Origin of the sequence: Brevibacillus sp. FIR094, assembly GCF_050477165.1 — a bacterium.
Lineage (GTDB): Bacteria > Bacillota > Bacilli > Brevibacillales > Brevibacillaceae > Brevibacillus.
Genome location: NZ_JBEAES010000013.1, coordinates 49,638 through 69,292, shown reverse-complemented (window position 1 = coordinate 69,292; position 19,655 = coordinate 49,638). Strand labels below are relative to the sequence as shown.

18 protein-coding genes are annotated in these 19,655 nt (G+C 47.8%); 10 read left to right on the top strand and 8 right to left on the bottom strand.

All coding sequences use genetic code 11. The features are described from left to right. Positions 1 to 4 precede the first annotated feature (4 nt). The 6 genes from ACQ5DJ_RS13675 to ACQ5DJ_RS13650 form a co-directional block, all read right to left on the bottom strand. The gene (locus ACQ5DJ_RS13675) at positions 5 to 1,183 is read right to left on the bottom strand and encodes an efflux RND transporter periplasmic adaptor subunit (protein ID WP_429842950.1); all 1,179 of its coding nucleotides are present in this window, start codon (positions 1,181 to 1,183) and stop codon (positions 5 to 7) included. Continuing rightward, positions 1,146 to 1,820: an ABC transporter ATP-binding protein gene (locus ACQ5DJ_RS13670; RefSeq protein ID WP_429842949.1), complete on the bottom strand. Its 675-nt coding sequence runs from the start codon at positions 1,818 to 1,820 to the stop codon at positions 1,146 to 1,148. The genes ACQ5DJ_RS13675 and ACQ5DJ_RS13670 overlap by 38 nt, the downstream gene beginning before the upstream one ends. Positions 1,821 to 2,304: 484 nt before the next feature. Continuing rightward, positions 2,305 to 4,308, bottom strand: coding sequence for a hypothetical protein (locus tag ACQ5DJ_RS13665; protein ID WP_429842948.1), 2,004 nt, complete (start codon positions 4,306 to 4,308; stop codon positions 2,305 to 2,307). 427 nt (positions 4,309 to 4,735) lie between these two features. Further along, on the bottom strand, positions 4,736 to 5,953 hold the full coding sequence (locus ACQ5DJ_RS13660) for an amidohydrolase family protein (protein WP_429842947.1): 1,218 nt from the start codon (positions 5,951 to 5,953) through the stop codon (positions 4,736 to 4,738). Between the two features lie 34 nt (positions 5,954 to 5,987). After that, a complete protein-coding gene (locus ACQ5DJ_RS13655; RefSeq protein WP_429842946.1) occupies positions 5,988 to 7,211 on the bottom strand; it encodes an amidohydrolase in 1,224 nt (407 codons plus the stop codon). 16 nt (positions 7,212 to 7,227) lie between these two features. Next, on the bottom strand, positions 7,228 to 8,463 hold the full coding sequence (locus ACQ5DJ_RS13650) for an amidohydrolase (RefSeq protein ID WP_429842945.1): 1,236 nt from the start codon (positions 8,461 to 8,463) through the stop codon (positions 7,228 to 7,230). 180 nt (positions 8,464 to 8,643) lie between these two features. Between ACQ5DJ_RS13650 and nikC the strand changes: the two genes are divergently transcribed. The 10 genes from nikC to ACQ5DJ_RS13600 all read left to right on the top strand — a co-directional run bounded on the left by nikC (position 8,644) and on the right by ACQ5DJ_RS13600 (position 17,870). Next, the gene (gene nikC / locus ACQ5DJ_RS13645; RefSeq protein ID WP_017250979.1) at positions 8,644 to 9,543 is read left to right on the top strand and encodes a nickel transporter permease; all 900 of its coding nucleotides are present in this window, start codon (positions 8,644 to 8,646) and stop codon (positions 9,541 to 9,543) included. A 13-nt stretch (positions 9,544 to 9,556) separates the two neighbouring features. After that, positions 9,557 to 10,477, top strand: a complete 921-nt coding sequence (gene nikB / locus ACQ5DJ_RS13640) for a nickel ABC transporter permease (RefSeq protein WP_392429216.1) — start codon at positions 9,557 to 9,559, stop codon at positions 10,475 to 10,477. Between the two features lie 12 nt (positions 10,478 to 10,489). Then, positions 10,490 to 11,512, top strand: a complete 1,023-nt coding sequence (locus ACQ5DJ_RS13635) for an ABC transporter ATP-binding protein (RefSeq protein WP_429842944.1) — start codon at positions 10,490 to 10,492, stop codon at positions 11,510 to 11,512. Between the two features lie 5 nt (positions 11,513 to 11,517). After that, on the top strand, positions 11,518 to 12,507 hold the full coding sequence (locus ACQ5DJ_RS13630; protein WP_429842943.1) for an ABC transporter ATP-binding protein: 990 nt from the start codon (positions 11,518 to 11,520) through the stop codon (positions 12,505 to 12,507). Between the two features lie 89 nt (positions 12,508 to 12,596). Continuing rightward, entirely contained in the window at positions 12,597 to 13,385 is a 789-nt protein-coding gene (locus ACQ5DJ_RS13625) for a sensor histidine kinase (protein WP_144617002.1), read from the top strand. A 4-nt stretch (positions 13,386 to 13,389) separates the two neighbouring features. Further along, the gene (locus tag ACQ5DJ_RS13620; protein ID WP_429842942.1) at positions 13,390 to 14,094 is read left to right on the top strand and encodes a response regulator transcription factor; all 705 of its coding nucleotides are present in this window, start codon (positions 13,390 to 13,392) and stop codon (positions 14,092 to 14,094) included. Beyond that, on the top strand, positions 14,091 to 15,419 hold the full coding sequence (locus ACQ5DJ_RS13615; RefSeq protein WP_429842941.1) for a sodium:solute symporter family transporter: 1,329 nt from the start codon (positions 14,091 to 14,093) through the stop codon (positions 15,417 to 15,419). The genes ACQ5DJ_RS13620 and ACQ5DJ_RS13615 overlap by 4 nt, the downstream gene beginning before the upstream one ends. Before the next feature lie 22 nt (positions 15,420 to 15,441). Further along, positions 15,442 to 16,335 carry a DMT family transporter gene (locus ACQ5DJ_RS13610; RefSeq protein ID WP_429842940.1) on the top strand — a complete coding sequence of 298 codons (894 nt, stop codon included), beginning with the start codon at positions 15,442 to 15,444 and terminating at the stop codon, positions 16,333 to 16,335. A gap of 136 nt (positions 16,336 to 16,471) precedes the next feature. Further along, entirely contained in the window at positions 16,472 to 16,918 is a 447-nt protein-coding gene (locus tag ACQ5DJ_RS13605; protein ID WP_429842939.1) for a hypothetical protein, read from the top strand. A gap of 73 nt (positions 16,919 to 16,991) precedes the next feature. Further along, positions 16,992 to 17,870, top strand: coding sequence for a phosphotransferase family protein (locus ACQ5DJ_RS13600; RefSeq protein ID WP_429843027.1), 879 nt, complete (start codon positions 16,992 to 16,994; stop codon positions 17,868 to 17,870). On the opposite strand, the gene ACQ5DJ_RS13595 is transcribed toward ACQ5DJ_RS13600, so the two are convergent. Next, positions 17,867 to 18,700 (bottom strand): carbohydrate ABC transporter permease, encoded by an 834-nt coding sequence (locus ACQ5DJ_RS13595; RefSeq protein WP_017250969.1) that lies wholly within the window; start codon positions 18,698 to 18,700, stop codon positions 17,867 to 17,869. The two genes, ACQ5DJ_RS13600 and ACQ5DJ_RS13595, sit on opposite strands and share 4 nt — an antisense overlap. Continuing rightward, positions 18,700 to 19,650 carry a carbohydrate ABC transporter permease gene (locus tag ACQ5DJ_RS13590; RefSeq protein ID WP_429842938.1) on the bottom strand — a complete coding sequence of 317 codons (951 nt, stop codon included), beginning with the start codon at positions 19,648 to 19,650 and terminating at the stop codon, positions 18,700 to 18,702. Before ACQ5DJ_RS13590 ends, ACQ5DJ_RS13595 begins: the two co-directional genes overlap by 1 nt. Between the last annotated feature and the right edge of the window lie 5 nt (positions 19,651 to 19,655).

Here is a 19,655-nt window from a genome sequence, read left to right as displayed (position 1 = left end):
CCCCCTATTCCAAAATAACCAGTTGGCCTGCCGAAAGACCTTTGCGAATCTCAACCTCCGTCTGGGTCATGATACCGGTCTCCACGTCCACTTCCTTCTTGCTATTTCCGTCGAGCACCCGAACGTACTTCCTGCCCGATAATTCATGAAGGGCTTTCCTCGGTATAAAAAGCGTCTGATCCTGCTTGTCCACAATCACTTCAATACTGACCCCTGTCCCGATCTCCAAGCCCTTCGGGGGGATTTTCGGTGCAATGAGTAGACTTCTCTGATACAGCTTTGTCAAATCCTCTGGTAAATTGGATGGGACATGCAGGGGTGTCTGAACAACTGTCCCCTCGCCTTTTTCGTTGTCTTTGCCCGAGAGAATCACTTTCATCCCTTCCCTAACATCTTGCAGCGCCTCTTTCTCGGGAGCGGTATACACCACGAACAGCTTGTTCGGATCGCCTATCGTTACCAACTTTTGATGCGCTTCTACCTCATCTCCCACCTGCTCGTTGCTTGTAAAAAGCACGATGCCGTCAAAGGGCGCGATCAGCTTGGTCTCGGCCCAACGCTGTTGCAGGTTCTTCAGGTCCATCTCTTTTTGCTTCACGTTCAGCCTGGCACGCTCCACCACGTACTGCCTCTTCTTGGGATCCTGCAATTTTGCCAAGTCTAGCTGAGTCTTTTCCAATTCGATCTTGGCTAGCTTGGTCTCGTTTACCTTGGCGTTCATCTCTGCCTTCAAAACGTCCAGCTTGGCGGATTCAACTTCGTAGTGATTATCCTGCTGGGCTTCAAGCAGCTCCAGCTTTGCCTTCTCCACTTCATACCGGGCCGACTCGATCGCTCTCTCCATTTCAGCCGCATCCAATTCAGCAAGCACCTGTCCTTTTTTCACCTGATCGCCGCCTTGGACAGAAAACGACTTTAGCCGCAGTCCCTTCGTCTCTGGAAAAGAGAGCTCCGCCGTTTTCACGGTCGTGAAGGAGGCGTTTCCTTTCACACTTTTTACGATCGTCCCTTTTAAAACTTCTGCCACCTCGTATTTGATAGGTGACGGCTCCACTAATGGCGGAGCCAGCACCTCTTCTTCCTTAGGAAATAGGGAACAGCCCGTCAACAAAAGGAAAACGGTCAAGTACGCCCATTTTATTTTGCTATTCCTTGATACGACCGTCCTCCAATTCATAGACATCGTCCGCCACCTCCATTACACCAGGATCATGTGTCGTCATGACAATGCTCATAGCACCTTCATCGACCAGTTGGCGAAACAAACGGCTAATTTGCAGACCTGTTTTACTATCCAGCTCAGCTGTCGGCTCATCCGCCAATAGTAGTGTCGGCCTGTTCGCAACAGCTCTGGCAATCGCACAGCGTTGCTGTTCTCCACCGGACATCTCAAACGGCCGATGATGCACCCTTTTGGACAGCCCAACGATGTCAAGCGATTCGCGAACACGCTCCCTCCATTCGGCAGCAGGCACCCCTGACAGCCGGAGTCCAAACTCGACGTTTTCAGCGGCTGACATCAGCGGAAGCAAGCCAAACGACTGGAAGATAAACGCCATGTTCTTTTGCCTAATCTTCGTTCGCTCATGATCCGATAGCTGGCCGATTTCTCGTCCCTGAAAGTACACGCTTCCTACCGTCGGACGATCGAGACCACCCAAAAGGTTTAATAGAGTCGTTTTTCCTGAGCCTGATCTGCCTTTTAGTACGAGCAATCGGCCTGATTCTACGCGCATTTTTACGCCCGCAAGCGCTCTAACAGCAGTTGCCCCTCTACCAAACGTGCGTTCTACGTTTTTTGTCTCTGCAATGAACGACAAAATGACACCCCCGAAAATATGTCTGAAAAATATGAGATTTATTAATAGTAACGCAAATGAAAACCATTGTTTAATAAAATTGGAATAAACTAAGATAAAGGAAAATAAATCCTCGTCATGGATTTTGAACTGTAGTTAGTGACAGTTCTTTTTCTCCACATGTCTGCAGATCAGCTATTCCTTTCCCCCGAACGAAAAGATTCCCTATCTCTTCTGAAATAAACACAAAAAGAGCTATCCTTAACAGGTAGCTCATTAAATGGCCAAATATCATGCGGCTCACCTTTTTAGCAAACCGCTCATTTCTCGTGTGGAGGGCAGCTTCTGATCAACCTGAAGCGCCCCCTCAATAGGCCTCAAATTTAAACTTATGACAAAACTTCCCATGAAACACTCTTTCTTAATTACACCTATATTTGTGGTGGACACACTCATAAAAATTGAGCTTACACAAAATTCATTTCAGAACCGATTTTTATACTCATTATTCACCAATATATTTTAGATTTATTTCATCCAACAAGAAGCTACCATCTTCAGATTTCATGTTTAGAAGGTTATATCCTTCTTGAAGATATACCTCATTACCAATAGAAGTGTACGTCTTAAAAACTGGCGCATCTAGACTAGAAGCAGAACCCCGTTGCATCAGATAGTCTACTTCTTTGAATCCTTCATACATCCGAATCTTAAACCATTGATCCGTAGAAATCAGATACTCTATTTTATATCTACCTGTTTTTGGAACCGTAAAATCAAACGTGATATATGGGTTATTTGCTTTGTCTGGTATAAAAATATGTGTTCCTCGTTTTTCTACACCATCACTTCCATAAAAATAATTTTCAGCTTCAATCTTAATATTTATCTCATCTGGTACATTATTTTTTAACGTTTCAGTTATACTAATACGATGATTAATTTGCTCAATATATCCTTCTAAAGTCTGCATGAGAAGCTCTTCAGAACTATATTCTCTACCTATTAGATCATTTTTTGTGTTTACTAGATTCGTTTTATTATAATTTAGCCTAGACAAGGTGTCTTCAAGAGCCTCTTTCGTACCGCTATTACGATTAGCATAATCAAGAACATTAAATGTATCCAGCCTAGCAGCTTCTACACGTTCCGCAATATAATCTCGCTTGCTCTGTTCTGCATCAGAAAGCGGCCCTGAATATTGGAATGTGATAGCATCTAAATCAAAAGAACTTCCCTCTACCTCAAAAACAAGTACTCCCTGATTTAATTTAATTTCACGAGGTGCACTTGATTCAGTTACTTTTTGACTAGAATCCGGTTTATTTCGCTTAATGTCTTCAAGTAAAGCACCGTTTTTAACATTTTTCACCTTAAAATTCATTTCTTGATCGTAAGCAAATTGAAAACTCATCTTATAGAAGCCGGGCTTAGGAATGTACATTTGATACGTTGTTTTTCCGTTATTTTCAAATTTCAGACTGCCATACTGTGCTAGCTTCTGAGTATTTTGGGTATACTGACCGTGATATAAACTTCCATAATTGATATCTGGGTTTCCTCGCAACAAGTGTGTCGGACTTTTCCAAACATTCAATAGGTTCCCAATGGATTCATTGCTTATTAAATTCGAATCCGTCATCGCTGATTTACCAATGTTTCGTGTCTTTCGTCTAAGTTGTTCCATTCGTTCTTCGGTTAAAGTACCGTTACTAAAGGCTGTCGAAAGATCCAAATATCTCCTACCATCTCCACCAACAAAAGCTAACATAGCCACCAAATTTGAAACGAGTTCTGTTTCTTTTTCTAAGTAAAAAACATTATTTTTAGATTTTGCTTTTGTTAAAGCTATACCTTTATCTTTATTATGTTGACTAGCAGGTAAATAATATCTTTCAAATGGTGTATCAGCATCTTTGTCATAAAATTCAAGAATTAGATTTTGTGTACTTGAATTGGTTGGAATTGTAATTTGCTCAAGATTACGTAAAACATATTCAGTTGGTTCATTTGCTCCAAACTCACTATACACTTTAACACGAAACACCACTTCATCACTGCTGGATGTTGGGTTATCTGTCATAAGACCTTTTGTGGCATAAGGATTGTAGGCAATTATGTTAAACTGGTTATAGCCAAAACTTGGGGGTAAAAAAGCTTGTAATTCGTCATCTCTACCATTTTCAACAGAATCTTTATCCAAAAAATAATCTAAAGCTGCAGAAACTATGTTAAGAATGGCAAGAACCGGACCCGCAGCAGACCCAACTGGATTCTTAATTGGATAACCAAACTTAGCATCAAATACTCCAAACACCCCCTCAATTACCCCTTCTAATGTGCTAGAGTCTACTGCTACACTGTTTGCTGCTACACTGTTTGCTGCTACACTGTTTGCTGCTACACTGTTTGCTTTTGCAACTGAAGGAGCAATAAAAGATCCTGGAAAAGAAGACGTTAAAAGCATAAAAGCTAACAAACAAGAAATTTTTTGGCTTCGTTTTTTCATTAATAACCCTCCCTTTTCTTTCATTGGAATTTCCTTAACCTTGTTCAAAACGAATGACATGTTCTGCATGAATATTCGCTACATCCAATCCTGTTTCCAAGCAGCCTCCTCTCTTCTTGATTCGTGATCCCAAATACATAATGCAACAGCTTTTCGTATATAAAATTCAGATAATATTTTTTGTATATGATCGAATGATATATACAAGCTGTTGTATAGATTTTTATCATCGAGAGATCAATATAAGATGAAGATTAAATCAATCTCAAATGAAGTTTATGGTGTTAATGAAAGCCCTTCTTTAAAACGACGCTTGCTCCTGTTGGAGACATAATATTTAACAGTGGGACCAATCCATGTAGGACACAGGACGACAAAAAAGGCAAAACCATAATGGTTCTGCCTCTTAAAAGTTATCGAATTGATTTTACAATGCCCCAGAAACAACATTCCCGCGGAACATCACTGCTTGACGCTTCGCACGGCGTGCAACTGCTTCTGCTGCCGAGGATGCGTGAACGAATACGATATCCGCCTCGTCGCCAACATTCGGCCACATGCGGTTGCCCTCTTTATCCAGCGGTGTTTTCCCGCCCGTAATGAAGCCCAGTGCTTGGGACAGCGAACGCTCATCCTGCATGCGGAAGCGCTCTGCCAGGCGACCTGCTTTTTCCAAGCTATCGCCTTGTCCAAATGGCGACCAGTGATCGGTAATACTATCGTCTCCGAGCGAGACGGAGACACCTTTTTCATGCAGCAATGGAATGGGAATCGTCCCTCTATTCACCGGTACAGTGGAAGTGATCGAAATGCCCAAGCCAGCGAGCATTTCAGCTACGTCGCCTGCTTCTTCCAGGCTGATGTCAGCAAGGGAGTTGGCATGGCTGATGGTAACCCGACCTTGCCAACCTGCTTCTTCGGTCATTTTAGCCAGACGCTTGAATGTAAACACCCCGAGATGATCCGGGTCATGCAAGTGAACGTCGATTGGTGCATTCGCTTCGACTGCCAGCTCAAAAATGGTAGCGAGCGATTTCTCGATGTTTTGATCCACAGTCGCCGGGTCTACACCACCAACATAGGTCGCGCCCATTTTCAAGGCTTGGCGAATGTTCTCCACTTGGTTGCTTCGCAGAAGACCTTGCTGCGGGAAAGCAACAACCTCACACTGCAATCTGCCGCTGAAGGTCTCCAGGGCTGCCATAGTTGCTTCCAGGTTTTTAAGTCCGATGTACGGATCGATATTACAATGGGAGCGAATATGGGTGGAGCCTGCGGACAGCAGCAATCCCAGCATTTTTTCTGCGCGCTCTTGTGCTGTTGGCAACAGCTTTGGCATGAGCTGGCTCTCTTCTTCCAATCGACCCAAGATGTTTTTCACTGGTGTCACGGCTTTCCAAGGACCGCCATAGTACGTTTTATCGATGTGGATGTGCATATCCCGGAAAGACGGCAGTGCCAACAGACCGCTGGCATCCTTCGTTGGCAGCTCGGTTTGTGGAGCAGCTCCACTCACGATCTGTGAAATTCGTCCGTCTTCGATTAATAGATGCGCCACTTCAGTATCTGTAGCAACCACCTTGTCGTTTTCTTTGCGGTACCCGCTCTCCAAGCGGACGTTGGTAATCCAATAGGCTGTAGACATCTATCCATGACATCCTTTCTATTTCAAAGTAGTATTACCACTCACCCGCTACCCGATTGCCTTGGAAAAGAACGACCTTGCGCTTCGCACGTCTCGCAACAGCTTCTGCTGAACATGTCGCTTCGACCGCCATCAGGCTCGCCTCATCTCCAACCAATGGCCACAGGCGATTCCCGGTTTCATCTAGAGTGATCCGCCCTTCTGTCACGAAGCCGAGTGCTACCCCTAACGATCTTTCATCCGTCAAGCGGAAGCGTTCAGCCAGTCGTCCTGCTTTTTCCAACAAGTCTCCACTGCCAAAGGGTGTCCAGTTGTCGGTCAAGCTGTCGTTTCCAAGCATGACGGCAACCCCTTCCTGATGCAGCAACGGAATCGGAATGGTCTGGCGATTGATCGGCACGGTTGATGCAATGGAGATACCAAGGGAGGCGAGTCGTTGTGCCATCTCTCTGGCTTCTTCCTGCGAAACATCGCCCAAACCCATCGCGTGACTAATCGTGACACGTCCTTGCCAGCCTGCCTCTTCCGTCAGAGTAGCGAGGCGCTTCATCGTAAAGACTCCGAGATGCCCCGGATCATGCAAATGCATGTCAATGTCGGCATCCGCTTCGACTGCCAGCTCTAGCATCGTTTGCAGTGAACGCTCGATGTCGCTGTCTACTCCACCTGGATCGACGCCACCTACATGAGTGGCGCCTTGACGTAGTGCCTCACGTACCATGTTGCGTGCTTGTGTACGCAGCATGCCATAATGCGGGAAAGCAACGATTTCGTGTGAGACACGGTCTGCATACGTCTCAAACGCATTCTTCATTCCTTCCAAAAACCCAAGACCAACCTGTGTGTCCACATGACAATGCGTTCTTACATGAGTAACTCCTGTTTCCACCAGCAGCGAGAGAATATTTTCTGCTCCTGTCTGAGCCTGCTTGAGATACATCGGCAACAGCCCTCTGTCCTCAGCGTGGCGTTCGAACAAGTTTTTTACGGGAGTTGTTGCCTTCCATGGGCCGCCGTAATACGTTTTTTCCAGATGAATGTGCTTCTCGGCCATAGACGGCAAAATCAGTAAGCCTTTCGCGTCCTTCTTAGGCAGCCCATCCTCCAAAATCTCACTGGAAGGGACAATCCGCGTAATTTTCCCATACTCAATGAGCAAATCGCACAACTCTGTCCGCGTTCCACTGATCACGCCTTCTTCCCACTCATACCCGATTTCCAATCGAGCGTTGACGATCCAATAAGGAGAAGATTTCACCGGCTTTTCCCCCCTCTTAAACGTTCACTTCTTCCACTTGACCAGAAGCGAGAGTGCCTTTGAAGAATACAGCGTGTCGCTCGGCACGGCGCGCGATTGCTTCTGCCGAGCAGGTCGCGTCCACGAGGATCAGGCTAGCGTCTTCACCTTGTGCAGGCCAGAGCTGTGTTCCGTTGGCATCCAGCGTCGTTTTGCCACCTGTGATAAAACGCAGTGATTGTGACAGGGACAGCTCGTCCAGCCAACGATTACGTTCAGCCAGTCGCCAGAGGCGCTCCAGTACATCGCCATTTCCGTATGGCTGCCACGTGTCAAAAATGTTGTCGCAGCCGACCGCAACGTCTACGCCATTTTGGTGCAACAACTGCACAGGTGGAATGACGCGGCTAAATGGCACACTGGTGATGATTGTGATGCCCGCTTCCCGCAGGATCGTCGCCATCTCTTCTGCTTCTTGTACAGGGATGTCTCCGAGCGCAAACGCATGGCTGATTGCTACGCGGCCTTGCCAGCCAGCGTCTACGGTCATTGCTGCCAGTCGCTTCATCGTGTAAGTTCCCAAATGTCCGGGATCATGCAAATGCAAGTCCACACCTGCGTTTGCTTCCACCGCCAGCTCCATCATCTGGTGCAAAGATTCTTCTATATCACCATCCACATTAGCTGGATCTACGCCCCCGACATGAGTCGCACCTTGGCGCAATGCCTCACGCAAGAGTACTTTTGCGTCTGTACGCAACAAGCCATGCTGCGGGAATGCGACGATCTCGTGGGTGACTCGATCCGCGTAGGTTGCTAATGCTACTTTTACTGATTCCAAATTGGAGATTCCCACTTCTGGGTAAATGTCCACATGTGTACGTACATGTGTCGAGCCATAAGACAAGAGGATCTCCAACAGATTCTCCGCACGCTCTTGTGTGGTTGTCGGCAATCCTGGCAGCGTGCGCTTCTCAATCTCGCAACGCTCAATAATATTGGATACAGGAATGACAGCCCGCCATGGTTCTCCCTGAAGCGTTTTGTCCAAATGAACATGCTTCTCTACGAAAGATGGGAGTGCCAATAAGCCTTTTGCATCCTTTTGTAAAATACCGTCTGTAAGCTTCTCGGTCGCTGGTACAATACGCGCGAATTTTCCGTCTTTTACTAAAATGTGAAACAAGGATGCCTCTGTCCCCGTGACGACACCGTTTTCCCGACGGTAGCCCGTCTCCAAACGAACATTGGTCAACCAATAGGTAACGCCCATCCATTATCCACCCTCTCTTTGTCTCTCTCCATTCCTTTCTCCCCCATTATCTAGAAAGCCGGAAGACTTGATTTGCACAATCTTTACGTCTATTTTCACTATTTTTACGACTTGTTCAAATTGCCTTTACTTCGTACATTTTTCTGATAACTTTGACGTAAGCAAAGGAGGGGTTACACCATGAAGGTTGAGATCGCACCAACCAATCAAGCTCTTCCGCCGAAAGCAGCGGCTGCACGCCCTAGTAGATGGCGGACTTTTTACAGGAAACTACGAAAAAACAAACTCGCCATGGTAGGCGGCTGTATCGTGATTTTTTACATCGCGATTGCCCTGTTGGCACCATTCATCGCTCCTTACGATCCCTATGAGATTGATTTGGTTAACAAATTGAAGCCACCATCTGCTGAACACTGGATGGGTACCGATGACAAAGGTCGGGATGTCATGAGCCGTCTTTTATACGGAACGCAGCTCTCGATGTCCGTCGGATTCGTCGCCGTCTTTATTGGTGCATTTTTCGGAATTATTCTCGGCTTATTATCCGGTTACTACGGAGGCTGGGTAGATACGGTCATCTCCCGTATCATCGATGTCCTTCTCGCCTTCCCGGGAATCCTGCTATCTCTGGCCATTGTCAGTGCATTGGGCCCTAGTCTCTTTAATGTAATGATCGCCGTTGGTATCTTCTCGATTCCTGTATTTGCACGGATCGTCCGCGGCTCTACTTTGACCGTGAAAAAACTGGAGTACATCGATGCGATCCGCTCACTCGGTGCCAATGACTTCACGATTATCTTTAGACACATTTTTCCAAACATTTTGTCTCCTATTATCGTACAGGCAACGATGCGCTTAGCTACCGCGATTCTATCCGCCGCTGGCCTTTCGTTCCTCGGACTGGGAGCACAGCCTCCTCTGCCGGAGTGGGGCGCCATGCTCAGTAATGGACGCGACTTCTTGTTTACCGCTCCGCATCTGGCCATGTTCCCTGGTTTCGCTATTGCAACTCTTGTTCTCGGCTTCAACATCTTTGGGGACGGCCTCAGGGACGCTCTCGATCCACGAATGAAACAATAGGAGGGAAATCTTCATGTTTGTTTACATTATCCGTCGCCTGCTACAGATGATTCCCGTCCTGCTCGGTGTCATTCTGGTCGTCTTTTTGATCATGCAAATGGTTCCTGGCGACCCGGCGGTATTGCTCGCTGGTGAAGGCGCTTCTGAAGAAACGATTGCGAACATGCGTACACAGCTCGGCTTGGATCAACCGATCATGGTTCAATACGCGCAATATGTCGCCAACGTGTTCCAAGGCGATCTAGGTACATCCCTTCGCTCTAATCTCCCCGTGTGGGATGAGATCATGGCGCGCTTGCCTGCTACCATCGAACTCGCACTCGCCAGTATTTTTGTAACAGTTGTACTCGGTATGATCGCAGGTATCATCTCTGCTACCAAGCAATACTCTGCTGCTGATATTACGATTATGGTTATTGCCTTGCTCGGCGTATCCTTGCCAAGCTTTTGGCTCGGCTTGAGCTTGATCTACACGTTTTCCGTCAAGCTACAACTCTTCCCGGTTGCCGGCTGGGGCACTTGGAAGCACATGATTTTGCCAGCGATCACACTCGGTACCGCTGGGGCTGCCATCGTTGCTCGTATGACTCGCTCCAGTATGCTCGACGTCGTGCGTCAAGACTACATCCGTACAGCGAAAGCAAAAGGCTTGCGTGAAACAGTCATCATTTACAAGCATGCTTTGAAAAACGCGTTGATCCCAATTATTACGGTCGTTGGCTTGCAGTTCGGATTCCTTTTGGGTGGGACCGTTCTCGTAGAATCTGTATTTGCCATAAACGGCTTGGGTCGTCTAATCGTCGATGCGATCCGCATGCGTGATTTGCCTGTTGTACAAGGCGGCGTACTAATCGCTTCCATTATCTTCGTATTCGTGAACCTGCTCGTCGATGTATTGTATCGCTACTTCAATAAACGAATTGATCTGAACTAAGGAGGGATCACCATGCCGGAACAACAAGATATCATCCTGGACGTTCGCAATCTGCAAACGCATTTTTTCACAGACGATGGCGTCAGTAAAGCAGTGGACGGCGTTGATTTCTCTCTAAATAGAGGAGAGACACTAGGGCTGGTAGGAGAATCGGGCTGTGGAAAAAGTATCACTTCCCTCTCGATCCTGCGTTTGATTGCCAGTCCTCCGGGAAAAATTGTAGGAGGAGAAATCCTTTTCAAAGGGCACGACCTGACGAAAAAATCTGAAGCAGACATGCGCTCGATCCGTGGAAACGAGATTTCGATGATTTTCCAAGAGCCAATGACCTCGCTTAATCCGGTTTATTCGGTTGGGGAACAAATCGCAGAGGTATTGCGCCTGCACCAAAACATGGGACGTAAGGAAGCATGCGACAAGGCAGTAGACATGCTGCGTCTGGTCGGTATTCCCTCCCCGGAAAAACGCGCAACGCAAGAGCCGCATGAATTGTCTGGGGGTATGCGTCAACGCGTCATGATCGCGATGGCTCTCGCCTGCCGCCCGGAAATTTTGATCGCAGATGAACCAACAACAGCTTTGGACGTTACGATTCAAGCTCAAATTCTCGAGCTGATGAAAAAGCTACAAGTCGAAATGGGCATGAGCATCATCATGATTACCCATGATCTTGGGGTTGTTGCTGAAACATGCGATCGCGTTGCGGTCATGTACGCAGGAAAAGTCGTGGAGTACACGACTGCACAAAACCTGTTCGCGAATCCACGCCATCCCTATACAGTAGGGCTGATGAACTCCCTCCCCCGTCTTGATGAGGACGTGGAAGAGTTGCAAGCGATTAAAGGGAACGTTCCAAGTCCGTTCAACATGCCAGTTGGATGCCGATTCGCTCCACGTTGCCCTCATGCAACAGAGCTGTGCAATACGAAGCTTCCTGAGCTCTTGGAGTATGCAGACGGAAGCAAAGTACGCTGCTGGATGTATACGTCTGAGTGGGACGGCGACACCAAGACTGCTACGGAAGTGGGGGTATGACCATCATGACGACACAAGCGAATCCAACGAAAAAACCACTGCTCGAAGTAAAAAATCTCAAGCAGCACTTCCCGATCAAAGGTGGCATTTTAGGCCGTACCGTCAACCACGTAAAAGCCGTGGATGACATTAGCTTCACGATCTTTGAAGGTGAAACACTGAGTATTGTAGGCGAATCCGGTTGTGGAAAATCCACTACCGGTCGTGCCATCCTCCGTCTAGATGAACCGACGAGCGGAACGGTATTATTCGAGGGACAAGATCTTCTAGCGATGTCCAAGAAGCAAATGCGCGACATGCGCAAGCATTTGCAGGTCATTTTCCAGGACCCATTTGCTTCGCTCAACCCGCGCCAATCAGTATCCGCTATTCTCGGGGAAGCGTTGGCCATCCAAAATATCATACCTGCGCATCAACGCCGCGAGCGTATTATCGAGCTGCTCGGCTTTGTAGGCTTGCGTCCGGATCAAATTGACCGTTTCCCGCATGAGTTCAGCGGTGGTCAACGCCAACGGATCGGGATTGCCCGTGCTCTCGCGATGCAACCGAAGCTGATCATTTGTGACGAAGCCGTATCGGCACTCGACGTATCCATTCAGGCGCAAGTGCTGAATCTCCTGAAATCGTTGCAAAGGCAGTTCAAGCTGACGTATTTGTTTATCTCTCATGACCTCGGCGTCGTTCGTCACATCTCAGATCGCGTCATGGTGATGTACCTCGGTAAAGTGGTAGAGATCGCGGATAAAAAGTCGCTGTTCGACAACCCGCAGCATCCTTACACGCAGGCACTCTTGTCTGCGATCCCGGTACCAGACGCAAACAAAAAGCAGGAGCGCATCATTCTGCGTGGAGATGTACCTTCTCCGATCAATCCTCCACAGGGCTGTCGCTTCCATACGCGTTGCCCGTATGCGATTGATCGCTGCAAAACTGAAGTACCCGGACTTACAAGCCTGCACGATACACATCACGTAGCCTGCCACTTGGTACAATAGAGAGATTAAAATTTTCTAAAAACGCAAGAGATCACGAAGCAGCATGATATGATGATAACTGCAAAATCTATCCATACAGAAGGGATCTCATGATAAGCTTCGAAGGTTTCACATTGCTGATTCTGCTGTTTATTTTGGCTCCTATCATAGGAGCTATTGCTTTATTGTTTCTGTTCATTTTCGAGAAGCGGATTGATCTGTTAGAAAACAAAAATCTGAAGATCGAGCTGGAAAAAGAGTTGCAGCAAGCGCTTTACAATCAGTTAAATCAACAAATCCAGCCGCACTTCTTGTTTAATACGCTAAATGTCATTCTGAGTCTGGCGCGATTGAACCGTACGAAGGAACTGGTGAGAGCGCTCGAAGTCCTCTCCCAGTTTCTCAAATTCAAATATAAATCCACAGAGCCATTGATTTCATTGGCGCGGGAGATTACGTACACGGAGCAATATTTGGAGATTCAAAAGCTGCGTTTCGGCGATCGGCTCCGGATTCAGCTAGATTGTGCAGATGATCTCTTGCAAGCATCCATTCCCCCATTCGTCTTGCAGACACTTGTGGAAAATGCATTTAAGCATGGATTGGAACGAAAAATGGGCGAAGCTATCTTAGACATCCGCATAAGCCGAAAAGATGACGATGTCCTGCTTACGGTCATCGACAACGGTTCTTCCGGACTCACAGCATTCCAGAATGAAAGTGAGATCGAAACTGAACAGCCACATGAGAAGAGCGGTCACGGGTTGGACAACATCCGCAGGCGGCTCCACCTTTGTTTTGGTGATCATGCACATCTGGAGCTTGCTCCGATTTCTGAGGGAGGAACTCTTGTGTCTGTCAGGTGGCCCTGTACTTATGAACAAATCGATCTGAGGTGAGAAGATGAACGTACTACTCGTGGATGACGAACCATTGGAGCTGGACCAGCTCGAGTATTTGATTCAGCCCATGTTCCCCTTGTGGAAATTCTACAAGGCCGCAGATGGCAGTCAAGCCATGGCGATCAGCCAGAAGGTTCCTCTTCATCTCGCCTTTCTGGACATTAATCTTCCGGGGAAATCCGGGCTGGTGCTTGGCGAAGAGCTGAGATCCCAGCACAAAGACATCGAGCTCATCATTGTCACGGCTTATCAAGATTTTCATTATGCCAAGCAATCGATCCGCCTCGGTGTCGTGGATTACATCACGAAGCCCGTCATTGAGAGCGAGCTGGTCGACATTCTGAAAAAATATCAGAAGAGCCCTGCCCTCTCCGCTTATACCCGAATTATTTCCGATGCGATGAACATCATTCATCAAAAATTCGCGGAGAAGCTGAATTTGGCTGATCTGGCCGCAGAGGTCCATATCAATCCTACCTATTTGAGTCGCCGTTTTCATGAAGAAGTAGGCGTCTCATTTTCCGAGTATTTAATGCAGTACCGCATTCAAATGTCGAAGAAGTTCCTGATTGCTCATCCTGATTGGAGCATATCGACGGTTGCCGAGCGGACTGGCTTCAACAGCCAACACTATTTCAGCACCATTTTTCGCAAGGTAGTGGGGAAAACCCCGAAAGAATACCGGGACAAGGGGAATGCATCTTGACCTACTTATCGTTTCGCGAATACGTGGTAGGTGCAGCAAAGATCGGCATTGGGCTTGGGGTCGTCTCGATCCTCGCCCGATGGGTGACCGGAAACACCATATTCGGTTCACCGGAAGCACTCGTCAAATACGGGATATTTGGCGGGATCGGCTTCGCTTTAATGGGAGCATTTGCCCTTAGTATGTTTGGACTGCTTGGGCGTAAGGTCCGCCGTGAGCTGTCAGAAGGGATGACCATCGGGGATTACATGCAGGACAAGCTACATCCGTTTGGTTACTGGTTGATGATCATCATCCTTTTGATTACCACGATTGAAGCGATGTTCGTCCAGGGGATGGCTGGGGGCGTATTGTTAAACATCTTATTTGGCTTACCGATCCCGCTTGGCTTGCTCTGCTTTTTCGGATTTTGTGTGCTGTTTGCAGGCATCGGAGGTATCCGCTCGATCCATCGTTTTGCCATCGTGCAAATTGTCATTACGTTTGCGGCCATCATCCTGATTCCCGTCTACTTTTTCGTCGGAAAAGGTGTCGAGCACGTCTATAACGGGCTACGCCTTTACCATCCTTACCTTCTGGTGCTCAACAACAACGAGGGTCTTTTTTTTATCATTACCGGGCTGTTGATTGGATTTGGTCAAGTGTTTGTCGATCAAGCATCGTGGCAGCGGCTCTATATGATGGAAGAGAAAAAGATCGTTCCTACCTTTCTCGTGTCCGGACTCATTTTTGCCACCGTACCACTGGCGTTTTCCTCGCTGATCATCATCGTTCTTTTTACGGGCGGCTTTGATGACATTTACTCGCTGTTGTTTGATCTCGTACGCAAGATTGACACGATGATATTGCTGGTCTTATTTGTCCTCTGTGCCTTCGGTGCGATCATGTCCGCTTTTGGTGCAGGTCTTCATTCTATGATCAGCCTGATGGTGAACAACGTCTATCAGCTGTTCCGCCCAGACGCTTCTGAACGGCAAAAAATTCGTTTGGGCTACATCCTTGCCATTGCTATCGGTGCGCTTTCGTATGGTTTGACGATCTACTTCCAGCCGACCTTGCTGGATTTGCTGTTCTTCTTTGGCATTATTTATGCCTCGCTGTTTTTGCCTGTCATCGTCATCGTGTTGACGAAGGGGAAGGCCCCTACTTTCATTTTGATCAGCGCAGTAATGGGATTCGTCGCAGGCTATAGCAGCCGGATGTACGTCGATCCGATGATGGCAATCTGGATTGCCTCCTTATGTACAGCTCTGGTCTTAACGGCCTACTTGTGCATGACCTGGCTATGGAAACGGTACATCCGAACGCCGGATCACACTCGCTGACCCACAGGAAGGAACGAATCCTATGCTACGCTCCTATTTGCTGCTCATTTTTTGCGTAACCGCTTGGGGCAGCAATTTCGTCTTCGGAAAAATGCTCGTCGCCGAGTTTTCTCCACTCTTTTTGTCGGCTATGCGTCTCTTGTTTATCGTGTTGTTTCTGCTCATTTGGTCCAGAGGGCGTCTGAAAATGCCAAAGCTCTCTCGTACGGACTGGCTCTTGCTCGCGGTACTAGGAGTTGTCGGCGTATTCATCAACCAGTGGTCCTTTTACAAAGGGCTCGTTACAGCTGATCCAACCACTTCTGCCCTGATTCTGGCACTGACGCCGATTACGACCGCGCTCTTGGCTGCCTTGTTCTTGAAAGAATCGCTGACTGGCCGCATGGCAATCGGTTCGGTGATCGGTACATCAGGTGTTTTATTCGTCATTTATACAGGGGCAGAACTGCATTTTGATGTAGGTATCCTCTGGATTGTATTGACGATGCTGACGTTCGCGACCTCGATCATACTCGTCAGGCTGTTGGGACATCGACTCCCTCCACTCGTGACGACGCTCGTATCCAATTTGATCGGCTTCGGATCGATGCTGCCTTTTCTCCTGATCAGCATCCCTACGGCCACGGTAAGTACCAGCCTCTCATCCTGGATTCTCTTGTTTGTCACCGCTGTCGTCATGCACGGCATTGTGACCTTAATCTGGAACAGTCAACTACAGAAGGTAGGCGCCGCCAAAGCCGCGATGTTTGCCAATCTGGAACCGTTTATTGCCATGCTTTTTGGCTTATTATTGCTGGCAAAGCCTGTCACAGCTGTACAGTTTTTCGGAGCGGTTCTCATCATTGCAGGCGTGACCTTGACCACAACCTCCAAGGAGCCGCGTGAAAAGAAGAAGCTCTCCTCGCTTTCATCCTAATGAAAGCAGTTGGTCGCACTTTTCATACTAAAACAGTCGGAATTGTAGTTGAGAAGTACAATTTCATTGTTTTATACTTGAAGAAAGGCGGGCGATGTCCGTCCCGTTACATCGTGATAAGAGGAGGGGACAGTCCATGTCTACCGTAAAACTATCCCAGTGGGAAACGATGCTCTTAGAGGCAGCCCGTGCCCATGGATTCGTCGATGAGGAAATCATCCACAAGTTGAGAACAGGTGACCCTGCGCCGTTTTCGGACGTGGAGGGCGGCAAGTACGATTACACCCATCTCTTTGAACTGTCCAAAAATGATCCCTCTACGCTGGAAGCTGCGATTCGCGACGGCTACCAGATCAAGTTCACCACTTTTAACGGGATCAAGTTTTTGCTGAACAAACGCTACAACATCCAAGCAGAGCACGATTATCAAGTTGAGGAAACAGCGCTGCACCACGTTCGCTTACCAAACGATGCATTGGCGTGGATGCGCAGGACAATCTCCCATAACTGGCGAATTGTTGAACTAGAAAAGCTCGCAGACACCAAAGAAACGCTCGTCAGATTTGAACTGGCAGCATCGTAAATACGAAAGAGCACTTTCCTTTAGAGGAGAGTGCTCTTTTTTCGAAATGCGGAGTATTGGAAGGAGAATCATGATGACAACGCAAGCGTACATCCAACACATTCAAGCAACGTATCCGGAATTGACCATCACTTCCGCCTACTTTAACGAAATGGGCCAAAATAATGATGTGCTCATCGTCAATGACGCGTACGTGTTTCGATTCCCGAAATATACCGCCGGAATCGAGCAACTGAAGGTCGAAACGAACATTTTACACACGGTAAAACCATATCTCTCCCTGCCAATTCCGACTCCGATCTATTTGTCCTTTGCCGAAGAAATACCTGGGCGGGTGTTTGCCGGATATCCGCTACTCGAAGGTGAGCCTTTTACCCGAGAAGCTTTTCAAGTAGCCTCTCGTCAAAATTCGGTACCGACTGTCGCTGCCCAGCTGGCACAGTTTCTTTATGAACTGCATCAGCTTCCCTTCTCCTCCTTGCTCCCGGAGCTTATCCCTGGCGATTTTGACATGGCCAAGCAGTTAACTGAACTGTATGAACAGATTGATTCGCAATTGTTCCCAGCCATGCGTGAGCAAGCGAAAAAGGATGTAGCCGAGCGGTTCGAATCGTACCTGGCAGAACCTGCCCACTTTGATTTTCAGCCTTGCTTGACTCACGGAGATTTTGGCACAGGGAATATCTTGTACTCCCCGACAAAACAACGCATCACAGGCATCATCGACTTTGGCGGATCGGGTGTGGGCGATCCGGCATACGACCTCGCAGGACTCTGCGCGAGCTACGGGGAACCGTTTTTGCAGCACTTCACTCCGGTGTACCCCCAGCTTGAGCAGGTGATGGCAAGGATGCGATTTTACCGCAGTACATTTGCTTTGGAAGAAGCGCTGTTTGGTCTGGAAAACGACGATGAGACAGCATACCAAGCCGGCATGCGTGACTACCTCTAGCCTTTTACAGCACCTTGTGTGAGCCCTTCTACCAAGTACTTTTGGCAAAAGGCAAACAGCAGCATCGTCGGGATGACTGACAGCACCGTCGCTGCCGACATCGCTCCCCATTCGATATCGTACTTTTTGATGAAGGCATTCATCGCGACGGGAATCGTTTTGACTGACTCTTCATCAATGAACAGAACTGCCATAATCAGCTCGTTCCAGCATTGGACGAACGCGAAAATAAACGTGGCCGCAATTCCGGGGAGCATGATCGGTACAATGACACGAAACAGGGCGCTCAATCGGGAACAGCCGTCCATCATCGCTGCTTCCTCCAAGGCGTTGGGTATCCGTTGGAAAAAGCCGGACATGATGATCGTACAAAATGGAATCAGCATCACCGTGTAGATGAGCATCAACGAAAACAGGCTGTTTAAGATGTGCATCTTGGACATCATCATGTACAACGGCGCCATGCCAATAAACATCGGGATCATTTGAGTGACGAGAAATCCGAACATCACCTGCCGCTTTCCTTTAAACGAAAAGCGGGCCAACACGTAACCGCCGAGCATCGCGATGAATACGACCATAGCCGAAGCGACCAGGGAAACGAGAAAGCTGTTCCAGATATACACCTGAAAGTGGGAAATCTGAAAGATCTCCAAGTAGTTGATCAACGTCACCTGTTCCGGCCAATATTGAATCGGGAGCGAAAAGATTTCCTTCTGACCTTTGAGCGATGTAATGATAATCCAATACAGCGGGAAAATCGCAAAAGCAAGAAACAGGGTCAGTACAATCGCTCTGCCAGTCCTCCACCCTAGATGTTCACGGTGCATCAGAAGTCCCCTCCCTTCTCTACTTTGGTCGCTTTCACGTAAAAGATCGTAAACAACATCAAAATCAATACGATGATGACACCTACTGCCGAGGCTTGCCCGTAGTCTTGTCCAAAGATGACTTTATCGATCATGTAAGTAGCGAAGATATGCGTGGAGCCTGCAGGAGCTCCATTTGTCATTGCGTAAATAATGTCCGGGAAGTTGAGAATCCAGATGACCCGCAACAAGATCGTCACCAGCATCGTAGGCATGATATACGGCAGTGTCACCCTCCAAAACTGCTGAATCCGTCCCGCTCCATCCATTGCCGCCGCTTCGTACAGCTCCTCTGGGATCGATTGCAGGGCAGCCAGAATCATGATGGCAAAAAACGCGACGCCATACCAAATATTCGCAATAATGACGGCAGCCATCGCCCAAGTGCCATCCGCCAAAAAGGAGATCGGCGCATCGACCAGACCCGCTTTCAAGAGCAAATCGTTAATGACGCCAAACTGAGCATTGAACATCCACCGCCAAATCAGCCCAATCAGAAAGCCGGACATCGCCCACGGGAAAAAGACAAATGCCTGGTAAATCCCTCTTCCCCGAAATTTTTTACGCATCAAGAGGGCCAGCAGGAAGCCAAACAGCAATTGAAAGACAAGGGAGAAAAACACCCAGTAAAAGCTGTTCATGGCCACACGCGGGAAGTCTGGGCTTGTCAGTACGTTCACAAAGTTGTCCAGCCCGATGAACTGAATATTCATCAAGTCAAAGAGCGTGTAGTTCTGAAAAGACATGATGATTCCACGTACGAGTGGATAATACGTAAAGACCGAAACAAACAAAATGGCGGGCAAGAGGCACAAAAATATAAAGCGACCTTCTTTGGAAATCCGGAACGTTTTCTTCCCTTCCGGCACAACCTGCTTCGTCGTCATGACGATGGGTTTTTGTGTGTCCAAGCTAC

Excerpts from the sequence above, each read along its gene's own strand:
- ACQ5DJ_RS13605 (WP_429842939.1), top strand. The coding sequence starts at position 16,472 with ATGTCTACCGTAAAACTATCCCAGTGGGAAACGATGCTCTTAGAGGCA.
- ACQ5DJ_RS13600 (WP_429843027.1), top strand. The coding sequence starts at position 16,992 with ATGACAACGCAAGCGTACATCCAACACATTCAAGCAACGTATCCGGAA.
- ACQ5DJ_RS13650 (WP_429842945.1), bottom strand. The coding sequence starts at position 8,463 with ATGGGCGTTACCTATTGGTTGACCAATGTTCGTTTGGAGACGGGCTAC.
- ACQ5DJ_RS13675 (WP_429842950.1), bottom strand. The coding sequence starts at position 1,183 with ATGTCTATGAATTGGAGGACGGTCGTATCAAGGAATAGCAAAATAAAA.
- nikC (WP_017250979.1), top strand. The coding sequence starts at position 8,644 with ATGAAGGTTGAGATCGCACCAACCAATCAAGCTCTTCCGCCGAAAGCA.
- ACQ5DJ_RS13595 (WP_017250969.1), bottom strand. The coding sequence starts at position 18,700 with ATGCACCGTGAACATCTAGGGTGGAGGACTGGCAGAGCGATTGTACTG.
- ACQ5DJ_RS13665 (WP_429842948.1), bottom strand. The coding sequence starts at position 4,308 with ATGAAAAAACGAAGCCAAAAAATTTCTTGTTTGTTAGCTTTTATGCTT.
- nikB (WP_392429216.1), top strand. The coding sequence starts at position 9,557 with ATGTTTGTTTACATTATCCGTCGCCTGCTACAGATGATTCCCGTCCTG.
- ACQ5DJ_RS13620 (WP_429842942.1), top strand. The coding sequence starts at position 13,390 with ATGAACGTACTACTCGTGGATGACGAACCATTGGAGCTGGACCAGCTC.
- ACQ5DJ_RS13660 (WP_429842947.1), bottom strand. The coding sequence starts at position 5,953 with ATGTCTACAGCCTATTGGATTACCAACGTCCGCTTGGAGAGCGGGTAC.
- ACQ5DJ_RS13630 (WP_429842943.1), top strand. The coding sequence starts at position 11,518 with ATGACGACACAAGCGAATCCAACGAAAAAACCACTGCTCGAAGTAAAA.
- ACQ5DJ_RS13625 (WP_144617002.1), top strand. The coding sequence starts at position 12,597 with ATGATAAGCTTCGAAGGTTTCACATTGCTGATTCTGCTGTTTATTTTG.
- ACQ5DJ_RS13635 (WP_429842944.1), top strand. The coding sequence starts at position 10,490 with ATGCCGGAACAACAAGATATCATCCTGGACGTTCGCAATCTGCAAACG.
- ACQ5DJ_RS13610 (WP_429842940.1), top strand. The coding sequence starts at position 15,442 with ATGCTACGCTCCTATTTGCTGCTCATTTTTTGCGTAACCGCTTGGGGC.